This window comes from Paenibacillus sp. P4_E11 (assembly GCF_056401635.1).
This window is the reverse complement of the sequence record NZ_JBFUIX010000006.1, coordinates 73,289-88,150: the sequence shown is the minus strand read 5'-3', so window position 1 is coordinate 88,150 and position 14,862 is coordinate 73,289. Positions and strand designations below refer to the sequence as shown.

The following is a 14,862-nucleotide window of genomic DNA, read 5'->3' as shown; positions in this document are numbered from 1 at the left end:
GATCATGCATGGGTGAAAGGTACCCGTTAAATGCACAAATGTGGCAAACATACTCGAATGATACATGTCGTCCCGTTATAAATGGTGGTAGTGTTCAACGTCAGGTGCAACGTCGTGCGCTTCGCTGGCAGCGCACTAAGCGTAGGCGCGTATCTCGATGATCTCAGCATACGCCTCGCCGTTGGTCGCTTCCACGACGACGCGGAGGCGATCCGTCGTCACAGAGGAGGCGAGCAAATGGACGCGCTTGCGCTTATGGTTGTCGCGCAGCTCCGCGACCGTCTGCCAGCCGTTGTCCGATACATAAGCTTCAATCCGGTAGTCCTTCACCAGGTTGGGAATGGCTTCGAACGGCGTCGTATGATGGTGCAGGTTGATTAAGTCCTCGTTCACATCATCGTTGAAGGTCACGTGAATGGAACCGACTGTTACCGGCTGCTCCCAACGCAGCTCCAGCCATTCCTCGCGCCCTGCTGCGACGGCCTCGGACGACCACAGGTGCGGTCCGCCGTATGGGCGGAGGTAGCCGTCGGTCGCCTTATCCGGCGCGAAGGCCGCGGTCGGCGCTGTCAGGCGCAAGCAAGGCGTCTGCCGCACGAAGCGGCGCATGTTCCACTGCGCCACCGGCTGCTCCGGCTGGTGCTCCTCGAGCGAAGCCGACACGAGCGGCTTCGCGCCTTTCCAGAACGCGAGGCAGCCGCTGCGCGGCGTATCGCTCAAATGCAGGGCGAGCGCATCGTTCGCCTTCACGATCAGGAACGCATTCTGCGGCGCATCCGGTGCCCAGGAGAGGTCGAGCTTCACCCACCGCAGCCCGCCGCGCGCGACGGAAGCAAGGGCTGAGCGGACCAGCGTGTGCGGCACGTAGTTCTCCAGCCGTCCGGTGCTCCACAGCTCGACGGTCAGCACGGTGTCGGCGCTAGCATCGACGAGCAGCTCGAGCCCGTCGAGCGCCGGATCGACCGGCACGAGCAGCCCGATGTCGCTCTCGAGCGCGACCGTCGCGGCGGTCTGCTCGACCGCGAGCTGCGCGAGCGTCGACGACGCACTAACTTGCGCGCTGCGGGCCAGGTCAAGCGTATCCTCGCCCCGCAGCCCGATGATCGAGGCATCCTGCCGCAGCATCGTCTGCTGCAGCTCTTGCAGATGCTCCGCGTACAGGGTGCGCGGAGTGACGCCCTTGCGGGCGCACAGCGCCGCGCCCGTGCCGGCGGCTTCGCCGATGACGGCGCAAGTCGCCATGACACGCGTCGTGCCGAAGGCGACGTGCGTAGCGCTGATGTCGCGGCCAGCCATCAGCATGTTGTTCACGTTCACCGAGTAGAGCGACCGGAACGGAATGTGGTAGTTGCCGTCCATGTGCAGATGCTTGGAGCCGGCTTCGGTCGAATAGACGCCTTGCGGCGGATGCAAGTCGATCGACCAGCCCCCGAAGGCGACGCGGTCCTCGAACGGCTCTTGCTTCAAAATATCGTTCTGGTTCAACACGTAATCGCCAATGAAGCGTCGGTATTCACGCTTGCCAGGAATCGAGCCGACCCACTCAAGCGTCATGTTCGCCGCGTCGAACTTACCGGAGTTCTTGATATAGTCCCAGATGCCATATATAACAGACCATAGTTCATCACGAATACGCTCGTTGTCGTGTACCGTGTCGTGTTCGCCACCCCATTCAATCCACCAGTAAGCACACCCATTGTCTCCGCTGCGAATGATGCGCCGTTCGGGAATGGTTGTCTGTGTAATGTCCTTGGCGAAGCTGGGCGGCGTATAGCGAACAGGGTGCCCCACATCCTTGGTGTAGAACAGCAAGGTGCTCCCAAGCGTAATGTTGTCAGCCACCAATGGTGCCCATTCTTCATTATAATCTTCTTGGGCTTCCCGACCGATACGATGCTTCGCCCCGGCGAGGAATCCGACAAGCCCATCACCCGTGCAGTCCAAGTATACCGGACTCTCGAAGCGGATTCGCCGTTCGGAAGCCATCATCCAGCCCGTAACCGAGCGGATCGTCCGGTCGTGCTCATCACCATCAGCCTCCACTTCGTGCACGTCCGTGTTCAGGAACAGGGTAAGATTCGGCTCCGCACGTACCGCTTCATGCACAACCATATCCCAGAAATACGGGTTGCCGTCTATATTGCGGTACTGGTTCTCAATGAACAGCTCGCCCATGATCCCGGTTTCACGCGCGTATCGGTGAATCCCGTGACCAGTCGCCCCGCATACCCACACGCGCACTTCACTGCTTGAATTGCCGCCCAATACCGGGCGATTATTGATCAGCGACACCGTCTGTCCTAGCCGGGCTGCTGCAATAGCCGCACACACGCCGGCTAACCCACCGCCTACTACCGTAATGTCTGCTTGCACAACTTCATTCCGCATCGTACATCTCTCCCTATAATGAGGATTGTATATCTTTAGTTTCATCATAAGGGCTGAACTATTGAAATAACATGCACCCTTTTTCTCAACACCATATACTTAATTTCACTCCGAGGTTCTTTCGCCAATTGCGTTCATATTCAGTTCACACAAGAGCCGTATCCTGTGGAAGCAGCAAACCCCAACAAACAGGAGGCCGAACGAATATGGAACCGATCATAAAGGTCAATCACTTATATAAGCACTACAAGAAAGCGAAGCGCCCGGCCGTAGATGATATTAGCTTCGATGTGCACCCTGGAGAGTTTTTCGCATTACTGGGACCGAACGGAGCAGGCAAAACGACGACGATCTCCATTCTGACGACGACTTTGTCCAAGACGAGCGGATCGATTCGCATCGCAGGGTATGACTTGGAGCAAGAGGCGAAGCTGGTGCGGCGCAACGTCGGAATTATTTTCCAGAACCCGAGTCTGGATCAAGAACTGACTGCCGAAGAGAACATTCGCCTGCATGTGAGCATATACGGCTTATATGGCTATCGCCCGATGTATCGCATGATGCCAGCGGCTTACAAGAATCGGATTAAGGAGCTAGCTGAAGTCGTGGGTATTCGCGAGCACTTATTCAAGCGGGTGAAGACACTCTCTGGCGGGATGAAGCGCAAGCTGGAAATCATTCGCAGCCTGATGCACAATCCGAAGATTCTGTTCCTCGATGAACCTACGCAAGGGCTGGACGCTTCGGCTCGCCGCTCGCTGTGGGCGTATTTGCAGAAGGTGCGTGTGGAAGAGAACATCACGATCTTCTTGACGACACACTATCTGGAGGAAGCGGAAGGGGCGGATCGGGTATGCATGATCCATCATGGGAAGATTGCCATGCTCGGTACACCGGATCAGATCAAGACACGGCTGCTGGGGGAGCGATTCATGCTGCTGGACGCCGACAACCGATCGGAATTGAAGCACCAGTTAACGACGCTGGAGGCGCCCTATGAGGAAGAGGACCACTATGTAAAAGTAACGTATCGCGAGCAGACGCCGCAGCAGTTGCTATCCCGACTGACGATTCCACTGACGCGACTGGATGTGCATCAACCTTCGTTGGAAGAAGCTTACTTGAATCTAGTGGAGAGAGGGGGAACCGTGCAATGAGTGCTACGAGTTCCAGTGTGATTAGAGAAGGTAACGCGGTGCTGGCTATTGCGGCACGGGATATCGTGAGAGGTTTGAAAAGCCCCGTGTTGATTCTGGTGAGCCTTATATTCCCGATTATATTCATCGGTATTATGGGAGGCAGTCTGTCGCAGAACTTGGCTGGTAACATCGGCTTCAACTATTTGCAGTTCGTTATGATTGGCATGATCGTCAACAGTATGTTCACGGGAACGATTACCGGTATGAGTTCCTTGATCGAGGAGCGGGACAACAATTTGACGCAGGAGTTCTATGTCTCGCCCATATCCCGGTATTCGATCATTGTTGGCAAAATGATTGGCTCCAGTTTCTCCAGCCTCGTTGGGCTTGTAGGCATCCTGCTCGTGGCGTTGATTATGCAAATTCCGCTCAATGGCATGCACATCGTATGGCTGTTTCTTATTACGCCCTTGTTCTGCCTGGTCGGGGGTGCGCTCGGGATTTTCTTCATCGGTTTCGTGCAAGACAGCAAGGCGGCGGACGTAGGCTCGATGCTCCTTATTATGCCGCAAATGTTTCTGGCAGGGGCTATCATTCCAATCCAGCATTCTACCGGCATCCTCGGTTTTCTTGCGCACATCATGCCGATGACATATTGCATTGATCTGGCGCGCGCGGTATTCTACTCCGGCCAACCCATGTATGACCAGATCGTCTTGTACAATCCGACACTCGATCTACTAGTCATGGCTGGATTCTTCCTAGTCTTTACGGTGATCGGGACGATAATGTTTACGAAGGCCGAACGAAACCGATAAAATGGATAATATAGAAGTCAATAGAAAGAATCGGAAAGCGGGGATCGTTATGGCCCGAATCTTGATCGTCGACGACGACCCGAACATCCGGGAATTGATCCGTCACGTGCTGCTGCGGGAAGGCTTCCAAGTGACAGAGGCGGCGAACGGCCTGGAGGCACTGAGCACGATGGCAACGGTAAGGGCGGATCTGGTCATCTTGGATATTATGATGCCTGGCATGGACGGCTGGGAGCTGTGCCGCGAGCTTCGTGAGCAGTACGATCTGCCTCTACTCATGCTAACGGCTAAGGGCGAGACGGCGCAGAAGGTCAAAGGCTTCGAGGTAGGCACCGATGATTATTTGGTGAAGCCATTCGTGGCTCCAGAGCTTATCGTCCGTGTGAAAGCTTTGCTCAAGCGGTACCGGATCATGGCTTCGCAACAAATTCAATTCGGCGATGTGATGCTCGACCGCAAGACGTACGAATGTAAGGTAGGGCGTCAGACGCTTGTGCTGCCGCTGAAGGAATTCGAGCTGTTGTTCCTGCTAGCCAGCTATCCGGGCAAGACGCTGCTGCGTGATCAGATTATCGAACAAGTGTGGGGATACGACTACGAAGGCGACGAACGCACCATTGATGTGCATATCAGGCGGCTGCGGGAACGGTTCCCGGAAGATCAGCATGCTTTCCGCATCCGCACCGTAAGAGGATTAGGTTACCGTCTTGAGGTTGAGGTGAAGGAATGAAGCGAGACAACCGTAAGCAACTGTCCGCTGGACTGAAAATACTAGTCTTTCTTATTCTGGTCGTCTTGCTGCTGATGGGGTGCTGGTCGATAGCTTTCTATCTCACGAGATGGGGATTCAGCCAGCTGGATTGGCATCCGAATGCATGGGTTCAACAAATCATGAATTCGGTGCTAGGGTTCCTGTTGTTCGGAGGGGGCATAAGCGTCGTTTCGCCCTTCATGCGAAAAAAACAAGTGGCGTTCTTCCAGTCGATGCTCGATGCGCTGAAGCGTATATCCCAGGGGGATTATCGCATTCAAATCACGATCCCTAATTTAATGAACGACGAACCCTTCCTCGAACTAGCCAAGAGCATCAACGACATGGCGGCTGACTTGGAGAAGCTGGAGAACATGCGGCAGGAATTCATATCCAACGTGTCTCATGAGATCCAGTCCCCGCTTACTTCGATAGGCGGATTCGCGAGAATTCTGAAGAACGACGAACTAGACCGGGAGCAGCGTGCACATTATCTGGACATTATCGAACAAGAGAGCATCCGCCTATCCAATCTGAGCGAGAACATGCTGCGGCTGGCTTCTCTAGATTCAGACAAACATCCCTTCCGTCCACAATCGTTTCGCCTCGACAAGCAACTGCAATCTGTAATTGTAGCCTGCGAGCCGCAATGGCTGGAGAAGGAGCTAGAGATCCTCGTGGATGTGGCCCCCGCCATCATCGAAGCGGATCAGGACTTGCTGAGTCAGGTGTGGGTGAACCTCCTTCACAATGCGATCAAATTTACGACAGAGGGTGGCTCTATTACGGTACGCTTGGAGCAGCACGATGCTCAGGTCGTCGTACAGGTCATCGACACGGGGATCGGAATATCGGAAGACGATCTACAGCATATATTCGAACGTTTCTATAAGGCAGACAAGTCGCGCACCCGAACGACGGGAGGCAGCGGGTTAGGGCTGTCCATTATTCATAAAGTTGTCGAGATGCACCATGGTTCGATCCAAGTCGCGAGCAAGCTGAATAAAGGGACACAAGTCACCGTGACGTTGCCGCTTGGATATACATCGTCTGTTAATTCGACTGACGATGCAGCAACATGATCTACACGAACAGGACAAGCAATAGTGCGATCAGCGCGGGCAAGCCTTGAACCCACAGGATAGACCGCTTGGCCGTAGTCCCGCCGAATAGGGCCGCTATAAGGACGCAGATCAAGAAGAACAGTTCAATTTGCTTACCTACACCAGCATCCGGATGCAACAGGCCCCAGATCAGACCAGCCGCCAGGAAGCCGTTGTACAGCCCTTGGTTCGCGGCGAGCGGCTTGGTAGCCTCAGCTAACTCCTTGGTCTGGCCGAACGTCTTCAGTCCACGGGGCGTCGTCCACAGGAACATTTCCAGAACTAGAATATACAGGTGTTCTACGGCGACAAGTGCGACGAATATAGCAGCGAGCATGGCTTCACCTCATCATTAGAATATGTACCTCCACAGTATACCGAATAGTTTGGAAAAAAAGCACAGGAAATGCAGCTTGGGCAAACCGGACGCTACAATCTTCACATCAGGCTCCATAACCGCTTTTCAACAGAGTGAGCCGTTTCTTAAATGCCTGGCCGGAAATGTGCCTTATCTTGGTAAGCAGGTTAGCGCAGCATCTTCGACAGAATTAGCGTTTCTTTCATACTTATTTGGTTCGTACCTCGGCTTTTTTCATGCGGCACGTATCCTTGAATCGGATGGCCTTCGCGTGGATGCTTTCGGGTCCATGATCGCTCATGTCTCGCAGGTTGTCGGTGATGTCATCAAGTATGAGAGTGAAGTGATTCAAACAGAAACATACGATAATCCACAGAGTTCTGTAAATATGTGTATGACGACAGTGGAGCTCCTCATGGAACAAGCTCGTGAAGCTGGCATTAACAATGCATTTCCGGTATTTGCCCAAGGGCTTTTCAAGAAGGCTTTGGATGCTGGCTACGGACATGAGGAACTCGGTGCCCTTATTAAAGTAATGCGATAGAACACAGATAGGCATCTTAATGTACAATATCTTCTTACCTGGAAGGTGCAACAACCACCATCAACGTTGATTCTAACGCTACCGGTTCTGATTTGGAGGTACGTACGGCGAGACGGAGCTTGAGAGACAAGGAGGAGAACCCGTTCATGCGTCGTATTGTTGTCACACGGTTCCATGAGGAGGCAGCCTATTCCGTGGTGAACCGCAAGCTGTTGGTCAAAACTTCCCATGGGACGGAAGCGCACGAATATACGGATCGAAATGAATGGATGGAGATGATACGAACCACGTTCGGGATCACTTCCGAAACGTTGGTGCAGGCCTTGCGATTCTTGGAAGATCGGGGCATCCGGTTATTTTGAATCTAGCATGTCAGAAGTCCAAGCATTGTACTCTCACGCGCATAAGATAGATTACTAGTGTGAGAGGAGGTTGAACGTATGTTTAGTCGTTGTTGGAACATGCTTGGGAATCAAAACCAAGGCAACCGCAGCCAATGCAATCGCAGCCAAGGCAACCGCAGTCAAGGCAACCGAAGTCAAGGTAATCGCAGCCAAGGCAACCGGAGTCAAGGCAATCGCAGCCAAGGTAACCGCAGCCAAGGCAACAACCAAAGGATCCTGAGTCTTCGTCCGGGTGAGAGAGTGCTTGTAGTTTGTCGCAGCAATAGATGTTTATAGAATGAAGTACAAGCAGTGTAAGCTGCTCTATATTCTAATCGAAGGCCCCACATCACTTTGTGGGGTTCTTTCTTTACGCCAGAAAGTATAGCTTCGCTGATTGTTTATCGTCTCGGCAAACGCATGGCGTCAAAGGACGCTGTTAGGCGTTTATCCATGCGTGTATACAAGTCGGCAGACAACGCGGAAGCTGAGGGGGAACCTCACGAGCGGTGCCAGTTACGATTGTACTGAAGGAGCACGAGGAGTAAAAATACATTGACGCTCCTGACAAATTATATTAAAATTAATACTATATAATAATAATTTTAATTTATTTCACACCAGAACACATCGAATATATGCAGCATAGAAAAGGTTAAGTATTCATCCCCAACGAGAAGGAGGTGCTCCGAAATGGACCGAACTGATTTGAACACAGCTCTCGACAAGCTTGACCATCAAAACATTCGGTTGACCCCCCAACGACTAGCAGTACTGGAATACGTCTATGGCACAAACAGCCATCCGACTGTGGAAGAGATATACACATCCCTCGTTGTGAAGTATCGTCATTTGAGCGTGGCTACAGTATATAACAATCTGAGGGTGTTCAAGAAGCTGGGGCTGATCAACGAATTTACCGTAGGAGATTCTTGTCGGCGCTATGAGGCGGCTACTAATGAACATTATCACGTCATCTGTACGAGCTGCGGCGTACTGGTCGATGTACAGTTATCGGAACAAGCGGCACTGAAAGAGCACATTAGGAAGGCCACCGGGTTTGTGATCAATCAGGCTGAGATGCATGGCGTATGTCCGGCATGCTTGAGCGGGCATTGCTCTCTAACGGCTGGCTGATCGTATCGATGAGGCCGAGACAGGAGGGATACCGATGTGGTATCCCTCTTGTTCTTGTCCACGATTCAGAATGATTAACTTCGCTGATTGTTCATCGTCTCGGTAAACGCACGGCGTCAAAGGACGCCGTTAGGCGTTTATCCTTGGGCATAGCCGGGACTTGTTCACTTGCTCGATCGGCCTATAACTCGTATGATTTAAAGAGATTGTCATAGGGAGGGATCAAGATGGACTATCTTACACCGAATCCGAACATGTACAATACGCCATTTCGAGTTACGGATGGGTTTAACGGCATGCCGTACCGGGCACTAGGCGCTTCAGGACTTCGCGTATCCAATGTGGGTTTAGGAACGTGGAAGATGGGGTACCCTGAGACCGGGGATGGGGCACGAATTGACGGTAAGACAGCTGAACAACTATTCGATCGGGCGGTTGAGTTGGGCGTCACGTTCTGGGACACCGCGAATCGGTATAATAACGGGTCGGGTAATTCAGAGCGTGTGATTGGAACGTGGATGAAGCGTAACCCTGACCAAAGACGCAACATTATTGTCGCCACCAAGCTATTCGGTGGCATGGATGGATCGACGCCGAATCATAGCGGCTTGTCTCGCAGCAACATCCTGGACTCGGTCTATGCCAGTCTCCAGCGTATGCAGCTGGAGTATGTGGACTTGTTATACTTTCATCAATATGATCCGCTTACCCCGATCGAGGAAAGCCTGGAGGCGATTGAAGATTTGGTCCGGCAACGGCTTGTCCGTTATTTCGCCGTATCGAATTTCTCTGTGCAGCAGTTGGAGAGCTACAGGGCGTTCCAGCAAGTCGGGGCATCCACTCGCACTCGAATCGCAGCTGTGCAGAACCAATATGATCTTCTCCACGGGGAGTCCTCTGCGCAGCAAGGAGTACTGGCTTATGCGGCAGAGCGGCACATCTCCTACATTGCCTGGAGCCCGCTTGCCAGAGGGCTGTTGTCGGACCGTTATCTGAAGCGGGAGGGAGCAGGGCCAGGTGACCGATTGTTCGATGAAGGCGCGCTCCATACCCCACTGGATGCTTCGGTTGCGGACAAGCTGCATAGACTGGCGGAACTGGCGGTTGAGTGGGAACTGCCGGTCAGCCAATTGGCGCTTGCTTATATGCTGACGCTTCCGGGCATGGGTCCGGTCATTCCTTCTTCGTCTAATATTGCCCAACTGGAAGCGAATGCAGCAGCAGGCAAGCTTGTGCTGACGGAAGAGCAAATGAGCAGGATCGGGTACGCTCTACGTACAAGCCAATCAGATAAACAGGAGATCACGTATGAATTCATCTAACTCTAAGACCGGGAAGCCTTCTTTAACGGAAGGGCCGATCGGCAAAACATTATTTCTATTCTCGCTGCCTATCTTGTTCGGCAACGTGCTGCAGTCCTTGAATGGTTCGATCAACACGATCTGGATCGGCAAATACTTGGGCGAGCAGGCGTTGGCAGCGACATCAAATGCGAATATCCTCATGTTCCTGCTGATCAGCGCCATATTCGGGATCGCCATGGCGGCGGTCATTCTCATCGGTCAGAATCTGGGCGCGAAGCGCGTAGACGAGGCTAAGAAAGTAGTCGGCACGAGTACGGTGTTTTTCCTTGTACTCTCCCTCCTTGTGGCCTTGATCGGCGTTCTGTTCTCTTCGCATATTCTCAGATGGATGAACACGCCTGCGGATTCATTAGAATTCGCGATCACGTATACGAGAATATTATTCATCGGCGTGCCGTTCATGTTCGGCTTCAACTTGGTTATGGCGGTGTTGCGGGGTTCGGGCGACGCCAAGACGCCATTCTACTTCCTGCTTTTGTCCGCTGCGCTTGATGTCGTCCTGAATCCGTTGCTGATTGAAGGGATGATTGGGCTGCCGAAGATGGGAATCGCGGGATCTGCAGTAGCGACGTTCATCGCACAGCTCATCAGTTTCGTCATGTTGATTCTGTATTTGTATCGGAAAAAATATTTCCTGCGCATCACCCGAACCGACGTTCATATGCTGACGCTCAACTGGACGATTATTCGGGCGTTGATCCAGAAGGGGCTCCCGATGGGGCTGAATATGATCGTAGTATCGCTCAGCAACATATTCCTCATTCATCTGGTCAACTCGTATGGATCGGAATCATCGGCGGCGTTCGGCGTGGCGAATCAAATCTCCAGCTATGTGCAAATGCCGGCCATGGCAATTGGCGGGGCGGTAACCTCGATGGCGGCTCAGAACATTGGAGCGGGCAATTGGAACCGGGTCAACCGCATTACGTGGATGGGCGTTATGTTCAATGTGGTGTTGACCGGGGCCGTGGTCGCTGTGATACATCTGTTCAATCGGCAGGCGCTTGGGCTGTTCCTTCCAGAGGGGGGCCGAGCGATAGAGATCGGCATTCATATTAATAATGTGACCTTATGGTCGTTCATCCTGTTCGGGATCTTCAATGTCGTGGCAGGGGTCGTCCGGTCTTCGGGAGCGGTTCTATTCCCGCTTGCGGTTACATTCTTAGCGTTGCTTATTGTTCGTATTCCGATGGCCTATATACTCGGTCACTATTACGGATTCGATAGCATCTGGTGGAGCTTCCCGATCAGCTTCATGATTGCCGTCTTGTTCAATGTGTGGTATTACAAGTATGGCAAGTGGAGACAGGCGAAGATGCTAGCGCAGACGGCTAGAGCTTGATGAGTATGGAATGGCGTCGATTGAACCGCTTGCCTGTATTCCGTTTCTTGATCACCTTGCTGACCGCGATGATCGGCGGATTCATATTCGCATGGTTACACATTCCGGTGCCATGGCTGCTGGGGCCGATGCTGGCAATTCTAATTGGCTCTAACCTGTGGAAAGGAAGCTATAGCTGGCCAAATCCAGTCCGGAACACAGGATTAATTATCGTCGGGTATACGATCGGCATCTCGATGACTGCCGCGGCCTTAAGGGAAATGGGAAAGCAACTGCCGGTGATGCTGATGATGACGATGCTGCTTTTGCTAATGTGTGCAGGCATCGCCTATGTCGTCGCCAAGCTCTCAGGCAATGGGTACATGACGGTCCTGATGGGGAGCATCCCGGGAGGGCTGACTCAGATGATTGCACTGGCCGAGGAAACCAAGGGCATCAATATAACGGTCGTGACGGTTATTCAGGTCATTCGGGTAATGATGATCGTCATCCTCGTCCCGTTGCTGATCTACAGCCCTTTGCTTGGGCTTAGCAGCGAGGGGACAGCTGCACTTCCTGGGGATTTGCATAAAGTGGCGATCGGGCTGCCGGGGTTGTTCCCGAACGGGATCGCATTCGCGGTCGTTTGCACCGGGTGTGCGCTTGTCGGGAGCCGAGTTAAGCTCCCGACCCCCTATCTGCTCGGTCCAGCGATCGGGGCAGCGGTCTTGCAGCTGTGCGGCATGCACGGACCGGAGCTTCCCGCTTCGCTCCTTAGCGCGGCGCAATTGATGATTGGCACCTTCGTCGGGTTGTTGCTCAAGCCGGATCAACTACCCCGCAAGCTCCGTACGATTACACTCGCGGTGGGCAGCGGCTTCCTGCTCATTCTCGGCGCATGGGGTCTCAGCCTGTTGTTGATTCAAATCTATCCTATGACGATGTCCACCAGCTTGCTTAGCATGGCGCCGGGAGGCATGGACCAGATGGGCATTATCGCGCATGTCATCAATGCAGATCTCTCCACCGTAGCGGGGTACCAGCTATTCCGGCTATTATTTATCTTCTTCGCGGTACCGCCGATGCTCCGTCTTCTCCTGCATTTCTTCCCGGTTAAGAAATAAGTCCGCTGCTCTATGAGAGGCGCATGCACAAGCATCCGCCTCTATTTTTGGTAAATTCATTCCGGTCGGATCTATGATCGGGTCGTATTTTGATGTAAACGGAATAGTAGAGAAAGCTGCTTGGCGAGAAAATGCGGCGTGTAGGGCATATCGTTGCGAAGCCAGCACACAATTGTACCGATGAAGGCCGAGGAGCCGTACCAGATTGCAATATCTTTCGGAAGGCTCACAGCCGACTCAGATAGGGAAGCGTCTCGCTTCTCGGCTATGCTGGTGATGACATCAGCTATCAGCTTCGTAAGGCGATCGGTAAATACTGGTATACGTTTGGAAGCGAGCAGCACCTTGTAAAATTTCGAATGTTCCGCGATATGCTCAAGCATTCTGACCAGTATGGACCAATCAATGTCAACACGGGACTGATTCGGAACTTCCTCCAAGATAACATGAAATTCATTAATCATGTCATCCGCCATCCTATCCAGCATATCCGGAATATCGCGGTAATGAAGATAGAAGGTGACACGATTGATGGTGGCTCGTTCCGCAATACGATTCACAGTTATTTTCTCAAGTTCAATCTCCTGAAGTAAATCGATAAATGCATCTCGAATCAATTGGCGGGTGCGCAGTACACGTGGATCCGTACGTGATGATGTTGTTGACATTGGCCCTCATTCCCTCCCCCCATTAATGCTCTGTACTACAATTTCATCCTGCTTTGTAAATGATGTTGTGAATAGACGACAGATCCTCTTCATCTGTAAACTAATAAACAAATCCCTAAAAGCTGTTGCTTGTGCGATATAAAAGCGATGGTTATAATCTTTTTTACATAAAGTTTATTATACAACAAAATGTTTATTAGCTTTGTGATAAATTTGAGGGGATCTGAGTACGATGAGTAAAAGTTCAACCTTTGACAGCAGTTCCATTAAGAAAGGCCCTCTGTTGTTTGTCATGATTCTGGGGGCCTTCATCGCCGTTTTGAATCAGACGATTATGAGCGTGGCGCTGCCTGAGCTGATGATCGACTTTGATATTGCAGCGTCTACGGCTCAATGGCTGACAACCGGCTATATGCTTGTTAACGGGGTACTTATTCCGATCACCGCATTCCTAATGCAGCGGTTTACGACCCGTGAGCTTTTTCAGACTTCCATGGTTATTTTCCTCGTAGGAACCATTGTCTCGGCCGTAGCGCCTAACTTCGAATCTTTGTTGGCTGGCCGCCTGATTCAAGCAGCTGGTGCTGGTATTATCATGCCGCTGCTAATGAATGTCATTCTGACCGTATTCCCTCCTAACAAGCGAGGAGCCGCTATGGGAATGGTCGGGTTCGCCATTATTTTTGCCCCTGCTATCGGGCCTACACTCGCCGGTTATATCATGGACCATTATTCCTGGCGTACGATGTTTTATGGTATGATTCCGATTGCCGTAATCGTTATTGCGGTCGCCTTTATTTATCTGAAAAATGTGGCTGAACGATCCTATCCTAAAATTGACATTGTGGGTGTTATTCTCTCAACCATCGGATTCGGTGCCGTTCTGTACGGCTTCAGCAGTGCTGGAAGCAAAGGTTGGTCAAGCACGGAAGTGATTCTGTCTATTGTTGCAGGAGTTGTCTCTTTGATTTTGTTTACATGGAAACAGTTGGTCTCCAAGAGCCCGCTTCTCGATCTCAGAGTGTTCAAATATGGCACGTTTTCTCTGACAACCGTAATTAACATTGCGGTTACCATGGTCATGTATGCAGATATGATGCTGCTTCCGCTGTATTTGCAGAATGAACGAGGATATACAGCTATGGAGTCCGGAATGTTGATGCTCCCTGGCGCGCTTCTGATGGGAATCATGATGCCGGTGACAGGAAGGTTGTTCGATCGGTTCGGAGCGAAGTGGCTGTCCATTATCGGTATGGCAATTACGATCGTGACCACAATCGGCTTCGTTAATCTGACCGATTCCACCAGTTATACGTATTTAGTTCTGATGTCCACAGGACGACGCTTCGGGATGGCGATGTTTCTGATGCCAATTACAACGGCGGGACTGAATCAACTGCCAGCAAGACTGAATGCGCATGGGACAGCCATCTCCAACACAATCAAGCAGGTCGCCGGTGCGATAGGCACATCTCTGCTTGTCACGGTTATGACGACCAGTACCAAATCTCATCTTCAGGATATGCTCGCCGCAGGTGGCTCGGGGAATTTATCAAAGGAGCAGTTGATCGTAGAGGCATCTATTCAAGGTATTAATGATGCGTATCTGGTCATTATTGGAATCGGAATTGTCGGTCTGCTGCTTTCTTTCTTCATTAAACGTACGGGGCAAGCCGAGGAAGAAGAAATCGGAAAAGTTCTGGTCCCCAAAACAGTTAGTCAAACATAGGAGTAGATTTCGATCCTTGGCCTGTACGTGCGACT

The 14,862-nt window shown here is 52.0% G+C and carries 15 protein-coding genes; 12 read left to right on the top strand and 3 right to left on the bottom strand.

Annotation, left to right across the window (positions count from 1 at the left end):
- Positions 1 to 135: 135 nt before the first annotated feature.
- Positions 136 to 2,388 carry an FAD-dependent oxidoreductase gene (locus AC1DWB_RS04540; protein WP_477539843.1) on the bottom strand — a complete coding sequence of 751 codons (2,253 nt, stop codon included), beginning with the start codon at positions 2,386 to 2,388 and terminating at the stop codon, positions 136 to 138.
- A 206-nt stretch (positions 2,389 to 2,594) separates the two neighbouring features.
- Here AC1DWB_RS04540 and AC1DWB_RS04535 point away from each other — a divergent pair, with 206 nt between their 5' ends.
- Genes AC1DWB_RS04535 through AC1DWB_RS04520 form a run of 4 tightly spaced genes read left to right on the top strand, consistent with a single transcriptional unit; the run spans position 2,595 to position 6,178 of the window.
- Positions 2,595 to 3,545 (top strand): ABC transporter ATP-binding protein, encoded by a 951-nt coding sequence (locus AC1DWB_RS04535; protein ID WP_477539842.1) that lies wholly within the window; start codon positions 2,595 to 2,597, stop codon positions 3,543 to 3,545.
- Entirely contained in the window at positions 3,542 to 4,345 is an 804-nt protein-coding gene (locus AC1DWB_RS04530) for an ABC transporter permease (RefSeq protein WP_477539841.1), read from the top strand. Before AC1DWB_RS04535 ends, AC1DWB_RS04530 begins: the two co-directional genes overlap by 4 nt.
- 49 nt (positions 4,346 to 4,394) lie before the next feature.
- Entirely contained in the window at positions 4,395 to 5,075 is a 681-nt protein-coding gene (locus AC1DWB_RS04525) for a response regulator transcription factor (protein WP_477539840.1), read from the top strand.
- A complete protein-coding gene (locus tag AC1DWB_RS04520; RefSeq protein ID WP_477539839.1) occupies positions 5,072 to 6,178 on the top strand; it encodes a HAMP domain-containing sensor histidine kinase in 1,107 nt (368 codons plus the stop codon). Before AC1DWB_RS04525 ends, AC1DWB_RS04520 begins: the two co-directional genes overlap by 4 nt.
- A gap of 1 nt (position 6,179) precedes the next feature.
- Here AC1DWB_RS04520 and AC1DWB_RS04515 read toward each other — a convergent pair whose 3' ends face one another.
- Entirely contained in the window at positions 6,180 to 6,536 is a 357-nt protein-coding gene (locus AC1DWB_RS04515) for a DUF1304 domain-containing protein (RefSeq protein ID WP_477539838.1), read from the bottom strand.
- Positions 6,537 to 6,612: 76 nt separating this feature from the next.
- On the opposite strand from AC1DWB_RS04515, the gene AC1DWB_RS04510 reads away from it, so the two are divergent.
- The 7 genes from AC1DWB_RS04510 to AC1DWB_RS04480 all read left to right on the top strand — a co-directional run bounded on the left by AC1DWB_RS04510 (position 6,613) and on the right by AC1DWB_RS04480 (position 12,430).
- A complete protein-coding gene (locus AC1DWB_RS04510) occupies positions 6,613 to 7,101 on the top strand; it encodes an imine reductase family protein (RefSeq protein ID WP_477539837.1) in 489 nt (162 codons plus the stop codon).
- A 146-nt stretch (positions 7,102 to 7,247) separates the two neighbouring features.
- A complete protein-coding gene (locus tag AC1DWB_RS04505; RefSeq protein ID WP_477539836.1) occupies positions 7,248 to 7,463 on the top strand; it encodes a hypothetical protein in 216 nt (71 codons plus the stop codon).
- Positions 7,464 to 7,533: 70 nt separating this feature from the next.
- Positions 7,534 to 7,725 (top strand): hypothetical protein, encoded by a 192-nt coding sequence (locus tag AC1DWB_RS04500; RefSeq protein WP_477539835.1) that lies wholly within the window; start codon positions 7,534 to 7,536, stop codon positions 7,723 to 7,725.
- A gap of 452 nt (positions 7,726 to 8,177) precedes the next feature.
- On the top strand, positions 8,178 to 8,621 hold the full coding sequence (locus AC1DWB_RS04495; protein ID WP_477539834.1) for a Fur family transcriptional regulator: 444 nt from the start codon (positions 8,178 to 8,180) through the stop codon (positions 8,619 to 8,621).
- A 227-nt stretch (positions 8,622 to 8,848) separates the two neighbouring features.
- Positions 8,849 to 9,943, top strand: a complete 1,095-nt coding sequence (locus tag AC1DWB_RS04490; RefSeq protein WP_477539833.1) for an aldo/keto reductase — start codon at positions 8,849 to 8,851, stop codon at positions 9,941 to 9,943.
- On the top strand, positions 9,930 to 11,327 hold the full coding sequence (locus AC1DWB_RS04485; RefSeq protein WP_477539832.1) for an MATE family efflux transporter: 1,398 nt from the start codon (positions 9,930 to 9,932) through the stop codon (positions 11,325 to 11,327). The genes AC1DWB_RS04490 and AC1DWB_RS04485 overlap by 14 nt, the downstream gene beginning before the upstream one ends.
- On the top strand, positions 11,327 to 12,430 hold the full coding sequence (locus tag AC1DWB_RS04480; RefSeq protein ID WP_477539831.1) for an AbrB family transcriptional regulator: 1,104 nt from the start codon (positions 11,327 to 11,329) through the stop codon (positions 12,428 to 12,430). Before AC1DWB_RS04485 ends, AC1DWB_RS04480 begins: the two co-directional genes overlap by 1 nt.
- 71 nt (positions 12,431 to 12,501) lie before the next feature.
- On the opposite strand, the gene AC1DWB_RS04475 is transcribed toward AC1DWB_RS04480, so the two are convergent.
- On the bottom strand, positions 12,502 to 13,098 hold the full coding sequence (locus tag AC1DWB_RS04475) for a TetR/AcrR family transcriptional regulator (RefSeq protein ID WP_477539830.1): 597 nt from the start codon (positions 13,096 to 13,098) through the stop codon (positions 12,502 to 12,504).
- A 232-nt stretch (positions 13,099 to 13,330) separates the two neighbouring features.
- Here AC1DWB_RS04475 and AC1DWB_RS04470 point away from each other — a divergent pair, with 232 nt between their 5' ends.
- A complete protein-coding gene (locus tag AC1DWB_RS04470) occupies positions 13,331 to 14,827 on the top strand; it encodes a DHA2 family efflux MFS transporter permease subunit (protein ID WP_477539829.1) in 1,497 nt (498 codons plus the stop codon).
- The last annotated feature ends 35 nt before the right edge of the window (positions 14,828 to 14,862 follow it).

Coding starts and splice junctions, on each gene's coding strand:
- AC1DWB_RS04540 (WP_477539843.1), bottom strand. CDS start 2,388: ATGCGGAATGAAGTTGTGCAAGCAGACATTACGGTAGTAGGCGGTGGG.
- AC1DWB_RS04505 (WP_477539836.1), top strand. CDS start 7,248: ATGCGTCGTATTGTTGTCACACGGTTCCATGAGGAGGCAGCCTATTCC.
- AC1DWB_RS04475 (WP_477539830.1), bottom strand. CDS start 13,098: ATGTCAACAACATCATCACGTACGGATCCACGTGTACTGCGCACCCGC.
- AC1DWB_RS04490 (WP_477539833.1), top strand. CDS start 8,849: ATGGACTATCTTACACCGAATCCGAACATGTACAATACGCCATTTCGA.
- AC1DWB_RS04485 (WP_477539832.1), top strand. CDS start 9,930: ATGAATTCATCTAACTCTAAGACCGGGAAGCCTTCTTTAACGGAAGGG.
- AC1DWB_RS04530 (WP_477539841.1), top strand. CDS start 3,542: ATGAGTGCTACGAGTTCCAGTGTGATTAGAGAAGGTAACGCGGTGCTG.
- AC1DWB_RS04535 (WP_477539842.1), top strand. CDS start 2,595: ATGGAACCGATCATAAAGGTCAATCACTTATATAAGCACTACAAGAAA.
- AC1DWB_RS04470 (WP_477539829.1), top strand. CDS start 13,331: ATGAGTAAAAGTTCAACCTTTGACAGCAGTTCCATTAAGAAAGGCCCT.
- AC1DWB_RS04525 (WP_477539840.1), top strand. CDS start 4,395: ATGGCCCGAATCTTGATCGTCGACGACGACCCGAACATCCGGGAATTG.
- AC1DWB_RS04495 (WP_477539834.1), top strand. CDS start 8,178: ATGGACCGAACTGATTTGAACACAGCTCTCGACAAGCTTGACCATCAA.
- AC1DWB_RS04480 (WP_477539831.1), top strand. CDS start 11,327: ATGAGTATGGAATGGCGTCGATTGAACCGCTTGCCTGTATTCCGTTTC.
- AC1DWB_RS04515 (WP_477539838.1), bottom strand. CDS start 6,536: ATGCTCGCTGCTATATTCGTCGCACTTGTCGCCGTAGAACACCTGTAT.
- AC1DWB_RS04520 (WP_477539839.1), top strand. CDS start 5,072: ATGAAGCGAGACAACCGTAAGCAACTGTCCGCTGGACTGAAAATACTA.